We start from the raw sequence: 20,403 nt of genomic DNA, 5'->3' as shown, positions 1-20,403 counted from the left end.
AGAAATTATTTATTTCGTTTTTGTTCTCTCGCTAATAAAGTATTTTTCAACAACATAGCAATTGTCATTGGTCCAACACCTCCTGGAACTGGTGTTATAAATGAAGCTTTTTTAGAAACATTTTCAAAATCTACATCACCCGTAATTTTATACCCTTTTTCTGAGTCATCAGGAACACGAGTTATACCTACATCGATAATTACAGCGTCATCCTTAATCATTTCTGCTTTTAAATAATTTGGAACACCTAATGCTGTAATAATAATATCTGCCTGACTTGTTATCTGGTTGATATTTTTAGTGTGACTATGTGTTAAAGTAACCGTTGAATTTCCAGGAAATCCTTTTCTTCCCATTAAAATGCTCATTGGCCTTCCTACAATATGACTTCTACCAATTACTACAGTATGTTTGCCTTTTGTTTCTACATTATATCTTTCTAACAATTCTAGAATACCAAAAGGAGTAGCTGGAATAAAAGTGGTCATATCTAAAGCCATTTTCCCAAAATTCTCAGGATGAAAACCGTCTACGTCCTTACTTGGATCAATAGTCATAATTATTTTTTGAGTATCGATTTGTTCTGGTAATGGTAATTGAACTATAAATCCATCAATATTATCATCTTCATTTAACTCTTTAATTTTCTTTAAAAGTTCCGTTTCAGAAGTAGTACTTGGCATCTTTACAAGAGTTGATTCAAAACCAACACGTTCACAAGATTTCACTTTACTACCTACATAAGTCAAACTTGCTCCATCATTACCTACTATTATAGCAGCTAAATGAGGCACTTTCTCATTATTCTCTTTCATTCTTGCAACTTCGGCAGCAATTTCATTTTTAATTTCTTCCGAAACTTTTTTACCATCTAATAAATTCATTCTGTTGTTGTTAGTGTAGTTATTATATAAAAAAAGAAGACGCGAAATTTCGCGTCTTTGTATTATTTCATTCCTTTCATGCCACCCATCATTTTCATAAGATTCTTGCCTCCTCCTCCTTGCATCATTTTCATCATCTTACTCATTTGATCAAATTGCTTCATCAATTGGTTTACTTCTTCAATCTTTCTACCTGCACCTTTTGCAATTCTAGTTTTACGTTTTACATCTATAAGGGATGGTTTACTTCTTTCCGCAGGTGTCATAGATTGAATTATTGCTTCAATATGTTTGAAGGCATCATCTTCAATTTCAACATCTTTAAGTGCTTTTCCAGCTCCTGGAATCATTCCAACAAGATCTTTCATGCTTCCCATTTTCTTAATCTGTTGAATTTGACTCAAAAAATCGTCAAAACCAAACTCATTTTTTGCAATTTTCTTTTGTAATTTTCTTGCTTCTTCTTCATCATACTGTTCTTGAGCTCTTTCTACCAAAGAAACAACATCACCCATTCCTAAAATTCTATCAGCCATACGAGAAGGATAGAATATATCAATGGCATCCATTTTTTCTCCTGTACCAATAAATTTAATAGGTTTATTTACAACCGATTTAATTGAAATAGCAGCTCCTCCTCGTGTATCACCATCTAATTTTGTAAGTATAACTCCATCAAAATTTAATCTATCATTAAAAGCTTTTGCTGTATTTACTGCATCTTGACCTGTCATAGCATCTACAACAAACAAGGTTTCTTGTGGTTGAATTGCTTTGTGAACATTTGCAATTTCAGTCATCATCTCTTCATCAACTGCTAAACGACCAGCAGTATCAACAATAACCACATTAAAACCATTTGCTTTAGCATGCTTAATTGCATTTTGAGCAATTTCAACTGGATTTTTATTTTCAGGTTCTGAATATACTTCTACTCCTATTTGATCTCCAACAACATGCAGCTGATTAATAGCAGCTGGACGATAAATATCACAAGCAACTAATAATGGTTTTTTTCCTTTTTTAGATTTTAAAAAATTGGCTAATTTACCAGAAAAAGTAGTTTTACCAGAACCTTGTAAACCAGACATTAATATTACAGAAGGTGTTCCAGATAAATTAATTCCTGCTACATCACCACCCATTAATTCAGTTAATTCATCTTTAACAATTTTAACTAATAACTGACCTGGCTGAAGTGTTGTTAATACATTTTCACCTATTGCTTTTTCTTTTACTTTAGAAGTAAAATCCTTAGCAATCTTAAAGTTAACATCGGCATCAAGAAGTGCTCGTCTTACTTCTTTTAAAGTATCTGCTACATTAACATCGGTAATTTTACCATGTCCTTTTAATATATGAAACGCTTTATCTAATTTATCAGTTAAATTATTAAACATAATAGTATTTGATTTTAATAAGTTGCAAAGATAGTATAAAGTGTAAAAGTTTCAAAGTGAGAAAAGAAACTTGTTTCAAATAAAAAAACCAGTCTAAAAGACTGGTTTTAACTTGGGGCAAAAACTAATAAAAAACCAAATTTTAATTCTTAGATAGGTATAAGTAATTATTTCCTCCATTACCTTCTCCTACCAATCTTAACTTAACCAAAGTAGTGGAATATTCTACTACTTTCCATTTTTCTTGTAATCTAACTAAAGCATTATCATCAAATTCTAATTCTAATTTTCTCTCACTTGAGTTGGAATTTATTTCCCAATTTCCAGTAATAAGGTTTCCATTTCCAGTAACTTCAGTAGTACCATTAACATTAAAAGTTAAATTATAACCATTAAAATCAGCAGTAATATCTATATTATTTTTAAAAAAATAGGATACATACCAAGTACCATCAGTTATAACAGATTCTAATGTAATACCATTACTTGAATTATTACCACATTCTTCTATAGCGTTTTCAATTGCATTTTCTAATTGTCCATTAGAATTAATTACAACATTCTGTCCGTTGGAATTAACTATTGAAATGGGATAACTAATTGAAACATAAATATTACCTTCTATAGTTTCAAAGAAATCATATAAATCAATATTATTTTGAATTGTAGTAGCACTTGCTATTTGATTATTACTATCATAAGTATTTATTACAATAGGATAATTTATAGAAATACAATCTATTTCATTAAAATCATCATCTTCATCACAATCATCTAACACTTCATCTAGTTCATCTACATTATTAATTGTTTGCAATTCAAAATTTTGAAATTGAATGACTATTGGGAATATAAAATTCACAATATCATCATCACCTGAAAAAGCGTCTATTGCATTTTGAACAGTTTGATAATCAGAGGCATTACTAACTGTGATTTGTTGACCATTAACAATAACATCCACAGGAAGTTGCACCATAAAACAACTTGAATTATCCAAAACATTATCCTGAGATGTAGGGTTTTGAGCTACTCTAGCCATTATTTCATATAAAGGGGCATTTGCTCTTAAACTGTTATTTGTTTCTTCACTAATCTCAATTTTTTCCTTTTGACAAGAAAGGGTAAAGAATAATAAAGCGATTAATACTATACTATTTAATGTTTTCATAAATTATAAATACTTTCAAATCTCAATATTTTATTCCATTACAATGTAAACAAATTAAAAGCGAGTAACAAAATTAAACACCATATAGTTGTTTGAATAATAAAATAATTTATTTTTTTCTCTTCAAATGATTTTTTGTTTGTTAGCATGCTTATAATATAAATTTCAAATTATTGAGTTTATTTTCATAAATTTGTTTATCTATATTAAACAGTTGCATTACATTTTACCCTACCTGTTTTTATATATTTTTTAATGGAAAACAAAAATAACATTTGTGAAGAACGATTTTTTACTGCTTTTTTTAAATCAAATGTAAAATCGTTGCGTAATTACCTTTTGTATAAATTTGGCAATGAGGAGCAAGCAGAAGACATTACACAAGAAGCTTTTGTGAAATTGTGGCAAAATTGTAAAGATATTCCAATAGAAAAAGCAAAGTCTTATCTTTATACTGTTGCGAATAATGCTTCTTTAAATGTAATCTCTCACCAAAAAGTAATATTAGAATATTCAAAAAACAATAAATTAGATGACAGGAATAATGAAAATCCTGAGCACATATTAGAACAGAAACAATTTAAAGAAAAATTATTAAAGGCAATTAATACTATTAATGAAACGCAACGAATTGCTTTTTTAATGCATAGAATAGATGGTAAAAAATATTCAGAAATTGCTGAAGAATTGAACATAAGTGTTAAAGCTGTCGAAAAAAGAATTCACTTAGCTTTAATAGAAATTAAAAAAGAGATAACCAATTTTAAGTAGGGTAAAAATGATTTAACTTGTTTATTATTAAAAAGCAACATTAATGGAAGAAAAATATATGCTTGCCAAATGGATTAATAATGAATTAACCACGGAAGAAATAAATGATTTTAAAAAAAGTCAAGATTATTCTATATATAAAAATATTAAGGAGTATTCAGCTCAATTAAAAACAAAAGAATTTGATGAAGATGATTTGCTTAATAAAATAAAATTAAGAAAAAATGATTCTACTAAAGTAATCCAAATAGCTCAAAATTGGTTTTTTAGAATTGTGGCATTAATTCTTATTTCATTAGGTGTTTATATGTTTTATCAAGAAAACAATAGTGTTGTAGAATTTGTTGAGAAAGGACATAAATCTACATTTGTTCTTCCTGATAATTCTAAAATTACCTTGAATTCAGATTCAGAACTTAAATATAAAGAAAAGAACTGGGAAAATAATAGAACATTACATCTTACTGGTGAAGCTTATTTTAAAGTAGCCAAAGGAAAAAAGTTTGAAGTAAACACTAATTTAGGTAAAGTAACTGTTTTAGGAACTAAATTTAATGTAAAAGCAAGAAATAATCGCTTTGATGTTATTTGTTTTGAAGGAAAAGTAAAAGTAGATTATAATGACAAAACCATTATCTTAAAACAAAGTGATAAAGTTTCTTTTGAAAACAATGACCTTATAATTCAAAAGAAAACAGCTGAAACTATGCCTAGCTGGTTAAACAATGAAATAGTATTTGATCAAGAACAATTAAAAAACATACTGGAAGAAATTGAACGTCAATACAATATCTCCATAAAGTGTGATTTAGAATCTACAAATCAATTATTTACTGGAGAAATACCCAATAATAACATAGAAGTTGCGTTACAGATTATAGCCACAACCTTCCAATTACAAACAAAAAAAGTTTCTAATTTTCAATATGAATTGAAAAAAATGGATGAGATTTAAACTATGTTTTTCATGTTTGTTTTTCATTGCCCTTGTTTTGCAAGCTACTGCTCAAGACAAGGGCAATACTATTGAATTAAAAACTATTTTAATCTCAATTTCAGAGAAAGAGAATATTGTTTTTAATTATTTAGAAAATGAAATTGCTGTTTTTAAAATTATTCCACCTAATCCAAATTTAAATCTTAAAGAAAAATTAGACTACATCTCAAAAACAACCCATTTAAAATTCTATTTTATTACAGAAAATTACATTTCAATTGTTTTAGATCAAAAACAAAAAAAGGTACTTTGCGGTTATTTAATTGATAGTCAAACCAATGAAAAAATAGAAAATGCTTCAATAAATTACATCAGTACAACTATTTTTACTGTTTCGGATGAAAAAGGATATTTTGAGTTACCCTATAATTCATCTTATTCCATAGAAATAAGTCATTTAGGCTATAAAAAAACAGTTTTAGAAACTAATAAGTTTAAAGAAAATGATTGCATTGAACTTGTTTTAAATCCAAATTCTAGTCAATTAAACGAAGTTATAGCCGAAGTTTATTTAACCAAAGGTATTAGTAAAAAAATAGATGGTTCTTTTGAAATTCAACCAAAAAAATTTTCAATTCTTCCTGGTTTAACTGAACCTGATGTATTTCAAACCATGAAACAATTACCTGGAATTTCAAGTATAGATGAAACTGTTTCAAATATTAATACAAGAGGCGGTTCACATGATCAAAATTTATTTATTTATAATGATATTAGGCTCTTTCAAACGGGTCATTTTTATGGTTTAATTTCTGTTTTAAATCCAAATCTTCCCAATAAAATTAATATCATAAAAAATGGTACATCTGCTTTTTATGGAGAAAGTGTTTCAAGCACTGTTACCATTTCTGCTGATAGTACTACTGAAAAACGTAGTTCAATTGGGTTAAACCTATTAAATATTGACTTCAACACTCATTTTACCATTTCAAACAAATCGTCTTTAGCTATAAGTGGAAGAAGATCATATACCGATTTTTTTCGTTCCCCAACTTATACCAATTATTTTCAGCGAATTTTTCAAAATACTATTGTTACTAATTTTTCAGACAATCAAAACATTGCATTTAATACCAATGAAAATTTCTATTTCTATGATGCTACCTTACAATTTAATCAGAAAATAAAAGAAAAAAGCAACCTTCAAGTAAATTTTATAACCATTTCTAACCAGTTAGATTTAAATCAGAGTAAAGAAGAAAACAATAATACAATAGTAAAAAATAGTACTCTAGGGCAAAAATCTTTAGGTGGTAGTCTTATTTTTAAAACCGATTGGAATTCAAAAAACACTTCTAAACTAATTTTATATGGTTCTTTTTACAAAATAGACTCTAAAAACGAATCAATAATTGGTAATCAAATATTTACACAAGAAAACGCTATTTTAGATACTGGAATTAGAATGGAAAATAGCCATATATTGAATGCTCAATTTACATTTAAAAATGGTTATCAATTTAATGAAATTGGCATCCAAAATTTTGATAAAGTTAATACTCCTTCATTTTCTAGAAAAACAAAAGAGGTTTTACACAATCATGCTTTAATAACTGAAATTGAATATCTTTCAAACAATCAGAAATTCAATTCGTCTTTTGGAATTAGACACAATTATATTTCTCAATTTAACACTTTTATTTTTGAACCTAGACTACGAATTAATTATCAATTATCTAACTTCTTTTCGACTCAACTTTTAGCAGAAAAAAAAAACCAAACCAGTTCACAAATCATAGATTTACAACAAGACTTTTTAGGTGTTGAAAAAAGAAGATGGATTTTGGTAAACAATGAAGATATTCCTATTGTTAGCAGTAATCAAATTGCATTAGGCATTACTTTTAAAAAAAGAAATTGGTTATTTTCTATGGATAATTTTTACAAAAAAGTAGAAGGAATTACCTCTAAAAGTCAAGGTTTTCAAAACCAATTGGAATTTGAAAAAATCATTGGTGAATATACTACTATTGGTTCTGAACTATTAGTTCAAAAACAGATAAAAAATTTCACTTCTTGGATTAGTTATACTATCTCAAAAAACAATTATACATTTGACTTTTTTGTACCCAAAAAATTTCCAAATAATTTTGATATTCAACACAATATAGGACTAGGAATTATTTATAATTTTAATCCTTTAAAAATTGCACTTGGAAGTAAATGGTTTACTGGAAGACCTACAACTTTACCTTTAAATAATTCCATTGAAGACAACTCGATTGTTTATAATAATCCTAATTCAGATAGATTACCCAATTATTTTCAAACTAACATATCTGCTGGTTATACCTTTTCTTTTAAAGATTTATATAAATTACAAATAGGAGTTTCTATACAAAATGCTTTTAACACTAAGAACATTCTTAATCAGTATTTTAGAATTAATCAGAATACAAATTCTATTGAAAAAGTAACTATCTATTCTCTAGAATTAACTCCAAATGCTTATGTTAGGTATTCTTTTTAAATAAAAAAACTTTTAAATTAAGTAGCTCTTATTTAACATTTTCTATCCTAAAATTGAAACAATTGAGTGATTTATTAGACTAATTAGTAATCACAAACCTATTAAATAATAAATTATGATTTTAACGACAACCAATTCCATTGAAGATTTTAAAATTATTGCGTACTGCGGAATTGTAACTGGAATTGCAGTAAATATGCAAAAAACGACAATGACCTTTAGCATGCAAAAATATTATGCAACAGTTAGTGATAGTATTTCAGAAGCTAAAGAGCAAGCTTTTGCACAACTAAAAGAGAATGCTGAAAAATTGAATGCAAATGCTATAGTAGGTATAAAAGTTGATATCGAACTAACAGAAAGTAATATGATTAGTGTTATTATAACAGGAACTGCGGTTAATATAGTAAAGAAGATAAATTAATTTTTTTTTTGAATCCCTAAATAAATACAACACAAAAGTATATTATACTACTCTGTATATTCAAATATTTTAGAAATAAAATGCCGTTTAATGAGCTAAACGACATTTTTAATTAAAGTTATTACTCTTTAACTTTTAATACTTTTCTAAGAATATCTTCCATTAAACACCATTTTGTGAAAGAAGATTGTAGCAAATTAGCGCCAACAAAAATGGTGAACCATAACCAATTTTGGTTAACATACATGGCTAATAATACACTGATTATTATAAATGTTCCAGCGATTGCCCTAATTAATCGATTTATCATATTTTTTTTATTTAATTATATCTTTCTAATTGTAAAACGGCAAGATGAATATGTGAAATAGATTGTTGCTTGGCATTGAAATCATCCACTAAAGCAAACAAACTATCTACATTTTGTTTTTCTACAAAAGCATAAAAAACTACTGACTCTGTTTCATTCATTTCTGAACCAAACCAGTTACTTTCTAGTGCTTCTTCTGTACTATCTCTGTATCCTTTTACATCTCTGTACGAATAAGAAAAGACTTTAGCCTGTTTTAGCATTTTCTTGACTTCTTTATCGAATGCTACTATGGCTGTTATAATTACTAATTTCATAAGCTTTTTATTTAAACCTGACAGGCTTTTGAAACCTGTCAGATTGTTATTATTTATTTTTCTCCCATTTTTTTCGTTCTACAACATAATATATCAAGGGTACAACAATTAAGGTTAGTAATGTGGAAACAATAGCTCCAGCTACTAATGAAATGGCTAATCCTTGGAAAATTGGATCAAATAATATTATTGAGGCTCCAATTACTACCGCTCCTGTTGTGAGTAAAATAGGTGTTGTTCTCACGGCTCCTGCTTCAATTATTGCTTGCTTCATAGGAACTCCATCTTTCAAGCGAATCTCGATAAAGTCAATTAATAAAACTGAGTTCCTGACCATAACTCCTGCTAAAGCAATCATACCTATAAATGAAGTTGCAGTAAAGAAAGCTCCTAAAATCCAATGGCCTAATACAATTCCTACTAATGAAAGTGGAATAGCAACCATCATTACCATAGGTGTTTTAAAATTTTGAAACCAACCTACAATTAACATATAGATTACAATAATTACCACTAGAAAAGCAGTTCCTAAATCACGGAAAACTTCTAAAGTTATTTGCCATTCTCCGTCCCATTTTACGGTAAAATTACTTTCGTCTGTGGGTTGTTCCATATATAATTCATCCACTGAATAGCCTTTTGGTAATTTTATTTTTTGCAATTTTTCATTCATTCCTAAAATAGCATAAACCGGACTTTCCAATGCTCCAGCCATATCTGCCAAAACATACACTACTCTTTTTTGATCTTTACGATAAATAGTATTTTGTAAAGTATCTGTTTTTACTTTTACTAAATCGCTTACAGAAATTACATTTCCTTGCGAACCTTTAATTTTAAGGTTTTGAATATCTTGCAATGACGTTTTATCTTTATCATCTAATGTTAGTACAATTCCAACAGGATTATTGGAACGTTCATCATATAAATTTGACACGGGCATTTCACGTAGCAAATAAGTTAGATTTCCTACTACTTGTTGTGGTGCAATTCCGTTTAACATGGCTTTTTCTCTGTCTACTTCTAGCTTATATTCTACTTGAGGTGCTTCTACCATCCAATCGGCATCTACTACATCATCTGTCGCTTCTAAAATGGCTTTTACTTGCTGAGCTACTTTAATTTGATCTTCATAATTAGGACCATAAACCTCAGCTACTAATGTCGATAAAACTGGTGGTCCTGGTGGAACCTCAACTATTTTTACATTGGCTCCATATTTTTTAGCAATTTTTTGTACTTCAGGACGCACTACTTTTGCAATATCGTGACTTTGTAAATCTCTGTCCTCTTTGTGTAATAAATTCACTTGAATATCAGCCATATTGCTTCCACCACGCATATCGTAATGACGAACCAATCCGTTGAAGGTTATAGGTGCAGATGCTCCGATGTAATTTTGGTAATCCACTACTTCTGGAACTGTTGAAAGGTATTGTGCTATTTCTTTGGTTACTACAGCAGTTCTTTCTAACGTAGTTCCTTCGGGCATATCGATTACTACTTGGAATTCGTTTTTATTATCAAAAGGCAACATTTTCACAGCTACCGATTTGGTAAAAAATAGAGTAACAGAACCCAATAACAATACTATCGTAACAATAAACATTAAGTTACGTTTTTTCGAATTATCCAATAGTGGTTGTTCTATTTTCTTGTAAATTCTATAAATGAAAGAGGTTTCTAAACCTTGTTCTTCCTTATGTGCTTGTTCGTCTTTTTCTTGTAATAAATGATATCCTAAATAAGGAGTAACTGTTAAAGCTACAAACAACGACAATAACATAGCAATAGAAGCTCCTATTGGCATTGGACTCATATATGGTCCCATCATTCCAGATACGAAAGCCATGGGCAAGATAGCTGCGATAACGGTGAAAGTAGCTAGGATTGTTGGATTTCCTACTTCATTAATGGCATAGATGGCTGCTTGTTTAAATGGAAGTCGTTTCATTTTAAAATGCCTATGCATGTTTTCGGCAATAATGATACTATCGTCTACTACAATTCCAACTACAAATACTAATGCAAAAAGTGTAATTCTATTTAGGGTGTAGCCCAATAAATAATAACTAAATAAAGTTAGTGCAAATGTTAATGGTACTGAAAAGAATACTACTAATCCTCCTCTCCAACCCATGGCTAACATTACCAAAATAGTTACAGCAAGAATTGCAATACCTAAGTGCATTAATAATTCGCCAACTTTATGAGAAGCGGTTTCTCCATAATTACGAGAAACTTCCAGATGTACATCAGTAGGAATTAAATTCTTTTTTAAGCTTTCTACTTTTGTTAGAATTTTATCGGCAATTTGCATGGCATCAGCTCCTTTTACTTTAGCTACTGAAATAGTTACTGCTGGATATTCTGATTTATAATTACTGAATTTTTCATTGGCTTTGCCATATCCAAAAGACACATAATTCTTTGGTGTTTGTGGACCATCTTGAATATTTGCCACTTGTTTTAAGTAAACGGGTCTATTTTGGTTTATACCAATCACTAAATTTTCTACATCTTCTGAACTGGTTAAAAACTTCCCAGTTGTTACTAAATATTCTGTGTCGTTTTGAACAAAACTTCCTGATTGAGCGCTTCCGTTATTGGCTTGAATCATTTGCATAATACTTAATGCATCAACTTTATTTTCAGCCATTTTATCTTTGTCTAAAACTACTTTTAGTTCACGCGTTCTTCCTCCTATTTCTTTAGTAATGGCAACATCTTTTACTTTTTCAATTTCTGAGGTTACTTCTTCTGCTATTTGACGCAATTGAAAATCGCTGTAATTTTCGCTCCAAAGCGTTAATCCTAGCATAGGAACATCGTCTATGGAACGGGTTTTTACAATAGGTTGATATACTCCTTGTGGAAACATATCTTGATGTTTCATTAGCTCGTCATATAATTTTACATAGGAATCTTCACTGTTTTCTCCTACATAAAATTGCACCACCATCATGGCTTGACCGTTCATAGCCATACTGTGAATATGCTCTACTCCTTTTATGTTACCAATAATTTTTTCTAGTGGTTTTATGACTCTGCTTTCCACTTCTTTAGGGCTTGCTCCAGGATAGCCTACCATTACGTCTGCCATTGGAACATTTATTTGTGGTTCTTCTTCTCTTGGAATTAAGAACGAACTATAAGAACCAATAATCATCAATGCTACCATTAATAGAATGGTTAGTTTTGAGTTGATGAAGAAATTGGCTATTTTACCTGATATACCTTCTTGCATTTTTTTTAAGTTTAAATGTTTATGAGTTTAAAAGTTTAAAAGGCAATGCTTAAAACTGAAAACTGCGACTAAAAACTGATCACTGAACACTGAACACTGATTACTGATTACTGATTACTGATTACTGAACACTAATTTTAGCTCCGTTAAATAATTTCCCATCTGCTGAAATGATATAAGGCTCGCCTATGGCTAATCCTGATAGAACTTCTACTTGATTTCCATAAGTTTTTCCGATGCGTAACCAACGTAATATGGCTATGTTTCCATTTCCTATGGTGTACACTCCTGTTAGTTGTCCTTCTTTTACTAAGGCACTTTCTGGAACTAAAACGGTTGTTGTGTTTGTTGTAGTTTTTGTTTTTTCAATAGGAAATTGAACGTTGACAAACATGCCTGATAGTATGCTTTTATTCATTTTGTCAAGATTTATTTTTACCAAATATTGTCCGCCTGTATTTTTAGCTGACAAACTTACTTCTATGACTTTTCCTGTTACTTCTTTGTTTAAAGATTTAACGTTTATGGTTACTGGCATTCCGTTTTTTATGGCTGCAATATCACTTTCTGAAACCATTGCTACTACTTGCATTTTCCCTGTACCTTCTATACTTACTAAAGGCATTCCTGGATTTGCCATATCACCTTCTTTTATAAAAGTATTGGTTACTGTTCCGCTAAATGGTGCTGTTATATTAGAATATGAGAATTGTGCTAGTACTTCATTACGCATTTGTTTGGCAGCTTCTAAACCAGCTTTTGCCATTTCGTAACGCGAAGTTATGTCGTCTAGTTCTTTTTGTGAGGCACTTTGTTGTGCAAACAAGTTTGTAAAACGTTCATAGTCTTTCTTTGCGTTGTTAAATGCGGCTGTTGCTTGTGTAATTGATGCATCAACTTGTGCTTTTTTTGCTAGTAAATCGGTATTATTAATGCTTACTAGTTGTTGACCTGCTTTTACGTTTTGTCCTACTTTTACATTTACTTTGGTTACATAACCCATCATTCTTGTGCTTAAATTAGCACTGTTTTCTGATTCTATTTTTCCACTTGCGGATACATACGGGCTTGTGTCGTTTGTACTTTTTCCAGATATTTTTACAACAATTGCTGGTGTGTTATCTACAGTTTCTTTTTTATCACTACCACATGAAATTAGGGTAAGTGTTGTTGCTATAATTAAGGTTGTTATTTTTTTCATTTTAATATTGTTGTATGTTATACGTTGTGTGTTCTAGGTTGTCGGTTTTCTGTTATCTGTTATCTTACTAATAGTTATCACGTTACTTATAGTATTAAGTGTATCGAGAAGTTTTATTTTTTGGAACACAGATTAAAGAAATTGGATAAATCTTAAAATCTATGTTCTATTCTCTTTCTTCTTTCTTCTATCCACTAAGTACTGAGGACTAAGCACTATTCACTAATCACTATTCCATCAAAAACTGTAAATATTCTTTCGTAAAATTATATTCAAATACAGCTTGTAGGTGTTCTAATTCCTTTTGAGCCATTTGGGTTTCAGATGTTAGTAAATCGGTGGTTTTTTCTAATCCTTGTGTGAATCGGTTTTGACGTATTCTGAAAGCTTCTTGACTTTGTTCGAAAGCTAATTTGGATAGATTTACTTTATTTTCTGCATCTTGTAATTGACGATTGGTTTTATTGATTTCTAACTGGCTTTGTTTTTTGTATTGTTCGGTTTCAATGGTAGCTTTGTTGAAATCGGCTTTTGCTTTTTGGGTTTTCCCAATGTTTTTATAGCCATCAAAAATATCCCATGACAATTGTGCTCCTATTAAATAGCCTTTAGCATTGGTACTTAAAAATTTACTATCGTATAATTGGTAATTACCAAATGCATTCAATCTAGGTAGAAAGCTATATTTTGAAGATTGCAACATCTTTTTATAAGCTTCTGATGATTTTTCCATGGCTTGGATATCTTTTCTTGATGTGTTTAGACTAGTGTTTATTGCTTCTAAAGTGATTTCGTTTGCCAATGACTCCGTTGGTTTATAGGTTTTTCCATTGGTCTCTTCGTTTAAAAGAAATCCCAAATAATCGGAAGCATTTTGCACGTTACTTTTGGCATATTGCAATTGGTTGGCAATTTCGTTGACACGTACTTGCACGTTTAACAAATCGGTTTTTTGCAGCATGCCGTTTTTGAAGTAGTTTTCTACCATTTTTAGGTTGCTTTGTGCGGTTTCATTTGCTTTTTCTAATACTTCTACTGCTTTGTAGGCTAATTGCAATTGCATATAGGCTTTTGAGGTTTCTAATACTAGATACTCTTTTGTTCTTTCGGTTTGCAGTTGGAATGCATCCATTTTTGCTTTGGCTGCTTGTCTTCCTAATAAGCCATCGATGTTTAGTAAGGGTTGTTTGACTTCAATTATGGTTGCAAAATTTTGTGTTCTTTCTGGGTCATTTAGCAACGCTGGATTGAAATCGGCTTGGGTTAGGATTTCTTGATTTAATTTGGAACCAAAAGCCATTAAGGGATTTGTGGTTACAATTCCTGTATAAGACAGGTTTACATTTGGCATAAAAAGTGCATTTGACTGACGGTAATCGGCTTTTGCAGATTGAAAAGAAGCTTCTGCCATTTTTATTTGCAGACTTTTTTCTGTTGCCTTTTGCACGACTTCTTCTTTTGAAATGGGAAGCGTTTCTTGACTGTAACTTGTTGTTACCAAAAGCACTAGTCCAATAAGGGTTACCAATTTTATTTTCTTCATTGTTGTTTTATTCTTAATTACAGAAACAAAAGTACAATGTCAAAATGGCTGTTTTGGTAACATGTGTTACATAGGGTTGTAACTTTGGTTACAGAGTAAAAAATTAGAATTCATCTTTTGATAACTAGTACTGTGTATTTGAATAATAGAACACTGCATTTGATTACTAGTTCTGTGTTTTTAATTATTAGAACTGTGTACTTGATTAGTAGAACTCTGCATTTGATTATTAGTTCTGTGTATTTAATAACTAGAACTCTGCAATTGATTAGTAGTTCTGTGTAATCAATAACTAGTTCTGTGTATTTGATTCATAGAACTCTGCATTTAATTATTAGTTCTGTGTAATTGATAACTAGTTCTGTGTATTTGATTAGTAGGTAATGTTTAATTAAACATTACCGAAGAACGAGGTGTACTCATTGTAAAGGAATACTAATGGGATTTTATTCAATAATTTTTTCTTTTGTTAATTCTCCTTTTTCGTTATAAGTTTTCCAAAGCCCCACGCTTTTACCATTCAAAGTTTGTCCTTCTTTAAACAAATAACAAATTTGTAGCTTATATGAGTATTTAAAATATTTCACATTTCTTTTAAAAATGAGATGCTTGTCGGAATGGAAAAATTCAGTTGGATTATCTGCGTTTGAGTCTATTTCAGTAGTTATTGATTCCGTTTTTTTGTTCCCTTTTCGGTCATAAGAATTCCAAGATAATATATTTCCAAATTTTCCTAAAAAAGCTTCACTTGCAATTTGTCCATTTTTATAATATTGAATTTGTTTTCCTGAATAAGTAGAATAGTTTTCTAAATTGTATCTATAAGTTGTAACTGTATTTATCCACCAAATCTTTCCGTTTTTGTAAAAAATGGTGTCTGGTTTGGATTCAATTTCCTCAATTTCACTCACTATTTTTTTAAATCTATCAGTATGTTGTGCATTTGATAAATTACAAATTAAAAATAAAAATAGGATTATTAGAAATTGTTTCATTAAAATCTTTTATAGAGGTTTGGGACTAAATTAAGACTTATTTTGTGAATCTACCAAATCATCCCGAATACAAAACTGTTTTTTTTAATTAAGTTAATTGCCAAAATCTGTTGTAGTTACTATCATATGCCGTTTTAGTATTTGTTTTTGGTAAAATATTTTATTCCTTTCTTTGACAAAATCAATCCATTAAAAGAATATTTTCTAAGATTTTGCAAATGCAGAGATATTGTAATTTCTCTTTCATCCTTTCTAAATATATTGAATAAATATTGATCTTGAAATTTTGGGTTTTCATAAATAATTTTAATGTTTTTAATTTCATCTAGAGAAATTTGTCGTAAAGTAAACCCAAATAGATTTCGAAACTTTAAAATTTTTAATTCAACAAATATTGAATTTACTAATCCAAAAAAAATAATTGTACACAAACAAATTGAAATTATAAAAATCTCTAACAATTCAAGTTCAAAATTTATAGTTTGTTTTAAAATCTTGCTCATTATAAATATGAAGAAAATTAAACCTCCAAAAATCATTGCTACACGAAAATATATAAATTTCAGGTTTGATTCTAATTTCATTGATTGCGGTTTTTTTAAATGACATCTAACTCGTTTATATGTATAATAAAATCCCACAAAGCTATCTTGTTTTGAATAGATATATGTTACAAACGAGTACTTGTTAATAAAAGTTGGTCTCTATTTCATCTACTTCTCACAAATCTAAACTTTTACCTATAATCAACAACAGGTATTTTTACCTGTTTTTATTCTCTTTTGTAAAGATAAAAGAATGCTTTTATTGTTTTTTACGGGAAAACGTAAGTGAAGAAGTTTTTTATTCAAGTTATTTGGTATTTCTCTTTTGCAGATTAAATACTGTTCCTGCTGGATCTTGAATCCAATGCATATTTTCTGGAAGTTCTTCAAGTTCGTCACAAGTTTCTACTCCTTTCGATTGTAAATAGTTTGTGGCTTCCTCTACATCTGGCACTGTTAACTGAAGCCAAGTTTCTGAATGCGTATAGTTGTCGACGCAGTCTAACCATATTACATTATTTCCAAACTTTACTTCGTGTGTTCTGGAGACAGTTGGATTAGTAATGGGTTTTTCTTCGACTTTTAATTTTAAGATATCTTTGTAAAATGCAATGGTCTTTTCATATTTGCTTTTTGGAATCTTTATTGCAATATTAATTCCTGCTTCAAATTTTGTATCCATATTTATCTTTTTTGTTTGTTTTAGTAGTTATTTTATACGTCCAACTTTTTTAGCAACTTCTATATAATCTTCAGATTCAATAAATTCGACAGCTTCAGAGATTATTTTTTTTAGTAATTCTTTTTCTCTCGCTACTATTTTTACTCCGAATTCCGCAACTTTGACTTCAGAAAGTATTTCTGTTTCTAATGCTGATCGAATTTCAACTTCTTCATTATTTAGCAATAGACTTCCAGGTAATGGTAATTTTTCTCGATTTGTTAAAGAAACTTTTTGAACAAATTCAACATCATAAAGAAGTGATTCATTCTTTTTCATTTTTAAAGTGATGGTTCCACCATCCATCCAACAATGAACATCTTCAATTATGACTATCTTTTTCATATCAAAATCTAGTTTGATTAATTATGCATAACTTGCATATAGGTCTAACATATCATCTCAATCTACCTAAAATTGGATAAATAAGTTTGATAAAAGTTGGTATTTAATTTATTTGCTTCTCACAAATCTAAACTTTTACTTATAAACTGGCAATAGAAATTATAGCTGTTTTTTTTATAGAAGGTTAGTTGGATGAGGAAATTTTATTTTATCCAACCAACCTTTTTTTTCCATTCCTCTATTTCCTGTTCTCTTTTATTATAATCAGTAGGTGGCAATTGATTTTCAGCTTTGGCTCGTTTTCTTATAAGTTCTGTTTGTTCTTCGAGTGTGTTAAGTCCAATTGATTTTCTTCTTTCATTAACTTTGATTAAATCGTCAAAAAGGTTTGGACTTAATTCTCTGTTTTCATCCCAATCAAATTGAGTTCCATATAGTTGGGGTTTATTTTCAGATACTGCTATTCGGTCAGTTAGATAGGCTAAATTTATAGGATTTGCTTTATTTTCGCTAACTGCATTTTCTAATAGTTTCAAACACTTTCTCAAGAAGTTAGGTTGTTCAATTGCATGTTGAATAATTAACCAAGCTGCTTCACTGGCTTCTTTACCTACTTTGTCGATTGTAGGATAGCCGATTGTGTCGATGATTTCATCTAATTCATGAGCATTTTTGTCATGGATATAAGCCATTTCTTTATTATACCCTTTTCCAAGTTGTCCTTTTCGAATAAGGCTATCTCGGAATTCCAAATCTGCCTTTTTTAATGCAATTATTCTTTCGGCAATGCTCTTGTATTTCATCCTAAAATTGGTCTTGTTTTATGAATGTAATAAGTTATTGTTATGTTGTTCCTATCTCTATCACTGTCCTAAACTCACATATAAAACACATTGAATTTATGTCCGTCTGGATCTGTAAAAACAAAGCCATAATATCCTTCTCCAAATTCTTCTGCTTTGGAAATAATTTTTCCTCCAGCATTTTCAACTTCTCTTTGCCAATTATTAACTTCTTCTTTACTATCAGCAGATAAGGTGAAAACGACTTCATTTCCTTGTTTTGTATCGGCAATTTCTCCTTTAATATTGGACTTGAGTACTTCCTTTAAAAAGAAATGTATTATAAAATCATTTTGACCCACCAGAAAACTTGTTAGTTCTTTGGATTTACCATTAGGTTTAAAACCTAATTCAGTATAGAATTTAGTAGTTCGATTTAAATCTTCCACAGTTAGATTTGCCCATATTATTTTTGTATTCATAAGTATTAATTTTAAAGTTATAATTACTAGTTTTCTTACTTTTAAAGAATAATTTATCTTCATTGGTAATACCAATACTTTCAATTCTAATATTAATTTCTTATTAATTTTTGAGGTTGTAGCAAGTTGAAAAAAATCTCACCATTAAAAATGTTCTCGATATTTTTTAACTCCCTTTCGCTACATTAAAAAACTCAAACTGACGATTGAGTTAATTACAAAATATAATCGGTATTTATAAAATTACTTTTTTTACTGTCTAATAATTCTTGTAAAATCGCATTGTTATAATCGTTGTCTTTTGATGCCACGAAGGTTCTTATTGAGAACGAACGCAAGGCATCGTGAATACTTAGTGTTCCTACTGCTGAATCTTTTCTTCCTGTAAATGGAAAAACATCTGGTCCTCTTTGGCAAGAGCTATTTAAGTTTACTCTACAAACTAAATTAACTAAAACATCGATTAAAGGTGCAACGGTTGTAATATCTTTTCCAAAAAGACTTACTTGTTGGCCATAATCTGATGCTGCCATATCGTCTAGTGGTTCTTGTATGTCTTTAAAAGTTAAAATGGGTACTACTGGACCAAATTGTTCTTCGTGATACACTCGCATTTTTTTATTGATTGGAAATAAAACAGCTGGAAATATATAATTATCCATTCGCTCTCCTCCTCTTTTATTAATAATAGAAGCTCCATTCGCTTTGGCATCATCAATTAATTCTTGGATGTAATTAGGTTTATCAGCTTCTGGTAAAGGAGTTAGGAATACATTTTCTTCCCAAGGATTACCAAATTTCAGTGCATCTACTTTTTCTGTAAATCTTTTATTAAATTCTGCTGCAATGGATTCGTGTACATAGATAATTTTTAAAGCAGTGCATCTTTGTCCGTTAAAAGAAAGTGAACCTGAAATGCATTCGGAAACGGCTAAATCTAAATTGGCATCGGGTAAAATAATCGCTGGGTTTTTGGCTTCCAAGCCTAAAATTAATCGCAATTTGTTTTTATTAGGGTGCAAATCTTGTAATGCGATTGCCGATTTACTATTACCAATTAATGATAAAACGGTTACTAATCCAGATTTCATAATAGGTGAAGCGACTTCTCTACCTCTACCATATAGCATATTGATAACTCCTTTTGGGAACGAACTTTGAAACGCTTTTAATAAGGGTGCCAATAATAAAACTCCGTATTTTGCTGGTTTAAACAAAACGGTGTTTCCCATGATTAATGCAGGAATTAACAGGGCAAAAGTTTCGTTTAAAGGGTAATTATAAGGCCCAAGACACAAAACAACTCCTAGTGGACTTCGTTTAATCATGGCATTTATTCCTTGAACTTTGTTAAAACGTGCTCCTTCTTGATTTAATTCTTTGTAATCTTTAATGGTATCGTAGATGTATTCCACGGTTCTATCAAATTCTTTTTCACTATCCGGTAAGGTTTTTCCAATTTCCCACATTAATAGTTTTACCACTTCACTTCTGGTTTCTTCCATTTGTTTGACAAACTGCTCCATACATTTGATGCGGTCTTGTACTTTCATGGTTGGCCAAACTCCTTGACCGTTGTTGAAGGCTCTGTTAGAAGATGCTAAAGCTTCTAATGAAGCTGCTTCAGTCATATTTGGTACAGAACCTAAGAGTGTAGGTTGGTATTCTTCACTAGTTGAAATAGTTGAGATAACATCTGCTGTTTCTCCTTCCCAAATTTTTAATTCTCCATCTAATAAATATTCTTTTTGATGTAAAGGTTTTTTTAGTAGTATATTTTCTGGAATTGTTTTCATGT

General features: G+C 29.9%; 18 protein-coding genes. 4 read left to right on the top strand and 14 right to left on the bottom strand.

The window, feature by feature from the left end:
• Positions 1-5 precede the first annotated feature (5 nt).
• The 3 genes from ACULEV_RS03535 to ACULEV_RS03525 form a co-directional block, all read right to left on the bottom strand.
• Positions 6-884 carry a bifunctional 5,10-methylenetetrahydrofolate dehydrogenase/5,10-methenyltetrahydrofolate cyclohydrolase gene (locus ACULEV_RS03535; RefSeq protein ID WP_445457298.1) on the bottom strand — a complete coding sequence of 293 codons (879 nt, stop codon included), beginning with the start codon at positions 882-884 and terminating at the stop codon, positions 6-8.
• Between the two features lie 62 nt (positions 885-946).
• Positions 947-2,284 (bottom strand): signal recognition particle protein, encoded by a 1,338-nt coding sequence (gene ffh, locus ACULEV_RS03530; RefSeq protein WP_445457297.1) that lies wholly within the window; start codon positions 2,282-2,284, stop codon positions 947-949.
• Positions 2,285-2,426: 142 nt separating this feature from the next.
• Positions 2,427-3,455, bottom strand: coding sequence for a hypothetical protein (locus ACULEV_RS03525; RefSeq protein ID WP_445457296.1), 1,029 nt, complete (start codon positions 3,453-3,455; stop codon positions 2,427-2,429).
• A 255-nt stretch (positions 3,456-3,710) separates the two neighbouring features.
• Between ACULEV_RS03525 and ACULEV_RS03520 the strand changes: the two genes are divergently transcribed.
• From ACULEV_RS03520 to ACULEV_RS03505, 4 genes are all read left to right on the top strand, one after another.
• Positions 3,711-4,226 carry an RNA polymerase sigma factor gene (locus tag ACULEV_RS03520; protein ID WP_445457295.1) on the top strand — a complete coding sequence of 172 codons (516 nt, stop codon included), beginning with the start codon at positions 3,711-3,713 and terminating at the stop codon, positions 4,224-4,226.
• Between the two features lie 43 nt (positions 4,227-4,269).
• Entirely contained in the window at positions 4,270-5,181 is a 912-nt protein-coding gene (locus ACULEV_RS03515) for a FecR family protein (protein ID WP_445457294.1), read from the top strand.
• Positions 5,171-7,693, top strand: a complete 2,523-nt coding sequence (locus tag ACULEV_RS03510; protein WP_445457293.1) for a TonB-dependent receptor — start codon at positions 5,171-5,173, stop codon at positions 7,691-7,693. Before ACULEV_RS03515 ends, ACULEV_RS03510 begins: the two co-directional genes overlap by 11 nt.
• A gap of 115 nt (positions 7,694-7,808) precedes the next feature.
• Complete coding sequence (locus ACULEV_RS03505) at positions 7,809-8,117, top strand: YbjQ family protein (protein WP_445457292.1); 309 nt, start codon at positions 7,809-7,811, stop codon at positions 8,115-8,117.
• A 121-nt stretch (positions 8,118-8,238) separates the two neighbouring features.
• Here ACULEV_RS03505 and ACULEV_RS03500 read toward each other — a convergent pair whose 3' ends face one another.
• The 11 genes from ACULEV_RS03500 to ACULEV_RS03450 form a co-directional block, all read right to left on the bottom strand.
• Positions 8,239-8,427 (bottom strand): YgaP family membrane protein, encoded by a 189-nt coding sequence (locus tag ACULEV_RS03500; RefSeq protein WP_445457291.1) that lies wholly within the window; start codon positions 8,425-8,427, stop codon positions 8,239-8,241.
• 11 nt (positions 8,428-8,438) lie between these two features.
• Positions 8,439-8,744: a hypothetical protein gene (locus ACULEV_RS03495; RefSeq protein WP_445457290.1), complete on the bottom strand. Its 306-nt coding sequence runs from the start codon at positions 8,742-8,744 to the stop codon at positions 8,439-8,441.
• A 49-nt stretch (positions 8,745-8,793) separates the two neighbouring features.
• Positions 8,794-11,991: an efflux RND transporter permease subunit gene (locus tag ACULEV_RS03490; protein ID WP_445457289.1), complete on the bottom strand. Its 3,198-nt coding sequence runs from the start codon at positions 11,989-11,991 to the stop codon at positions 8,794-8,796.
• A 121-nt stretch (positions 11,992-12,112) separates the two neighbouring features.
• On the bottom strand, positions 12,113-13,192 hold the full coding sequence (locus ACULEV_RS03485; protein WP_445457288.1) for an efflux RND transporter periplasmic adaptor subunit: 1,080 nt from the start codon (positions 13,190-13,192) through the stop codon (positions 12,113-12,115).
• A gap of 229 nt (positions 13,193-13,421) precedes the next feature.
• Positions 13,422-14,735: a TolC family protein gene (locus tag ACULEV_RS03480; RefSeq protein WP_445457287.1), complete on the bottom strand. Its 1,314-nt coding sequence runs from the start codon at positions 14,733-14,735 to the stop codon at positions 13,422-13,424.
• Between the two features lie 446 nt (positions 14,736-15,181).
• Positions 15,182-15,730 (bottom strand): hypothetical protein, encoded by a 549-nt coding sequence (locus ACULEV_RS03475; RefSeq protein ID WP_445457286.1) that lies wholly within the window; start codon positions 15,728-15,730, stop codon positions 15,182-15,184.
• Positions 15,731-16,582: 852 nt separating this feature from the next.
• The gene (locus tag ACULEV_RS03470) at positions 16,583-16,957 is read right to left on the bottom strand and encodes a VOC family protein (protein WP_445457285.1); all 375 of its coding nucleotides are present in this window, start codon (positions 16,955-16,957) and stop codon (positions 16,583-16,585) included.
• A gap of 27 nt (positions 16,958-16,984) precedes the next feature.
• Positions 16,985-17,341, bottom strand: coding sequence for a hypothetical protein (locus tag ACULEV_RS03465; RefSeq protein WP_445457284.1), 357 nt, complete (start codon positions 17,339-17,341; stop codon positions 16,985-16,987).
• Positions 17,342-17,544: 203 nt separating this feature from the next.
• Positions 17,545-18,144, bottom strand: a complete 600-nt coding sequence (locus ACULEV_RS03460) for a DUF6624 domain-containing protein (protein WP_445457283.1) — start codon at positions 18,142-18,144, stop codon at positions 17,545-17,547.
• 74 nt (positions 18,145-18,218) lie between these two features.
• Entirely contained in the window at positions 18,219-18,605 is a 387-nt protein-coding gene (locus ACULEV_RS03455; RefSeq protein WP_445457282.1) for a VOC family protein, read from the bottom strand.
• 215 nt (positions 18,606-18,820) lie between these two features.
• Complete coding sequence (locus tag ACULEV_RS03450; protein WP_445457281.1) at positions 18,821-20,401, bottom strand: NADP-dependent glyceraldehyde-3-phosphate dehydrogenase; 1,581 nt, start codon at positions 20,399-20,401, stop codon at positions 18,821-18,823.
• Positions 20,402-20,403 lie beyond the last annotated feature (2 nt).

This window comes from Flavobacterium sp. HNIBRBA15423, assembly GCF_052655965.1.
Note: the sequence above shows the minus strand (reverse complement) of the source record. Positions and strands in the feature narration are given on the sequence as shown.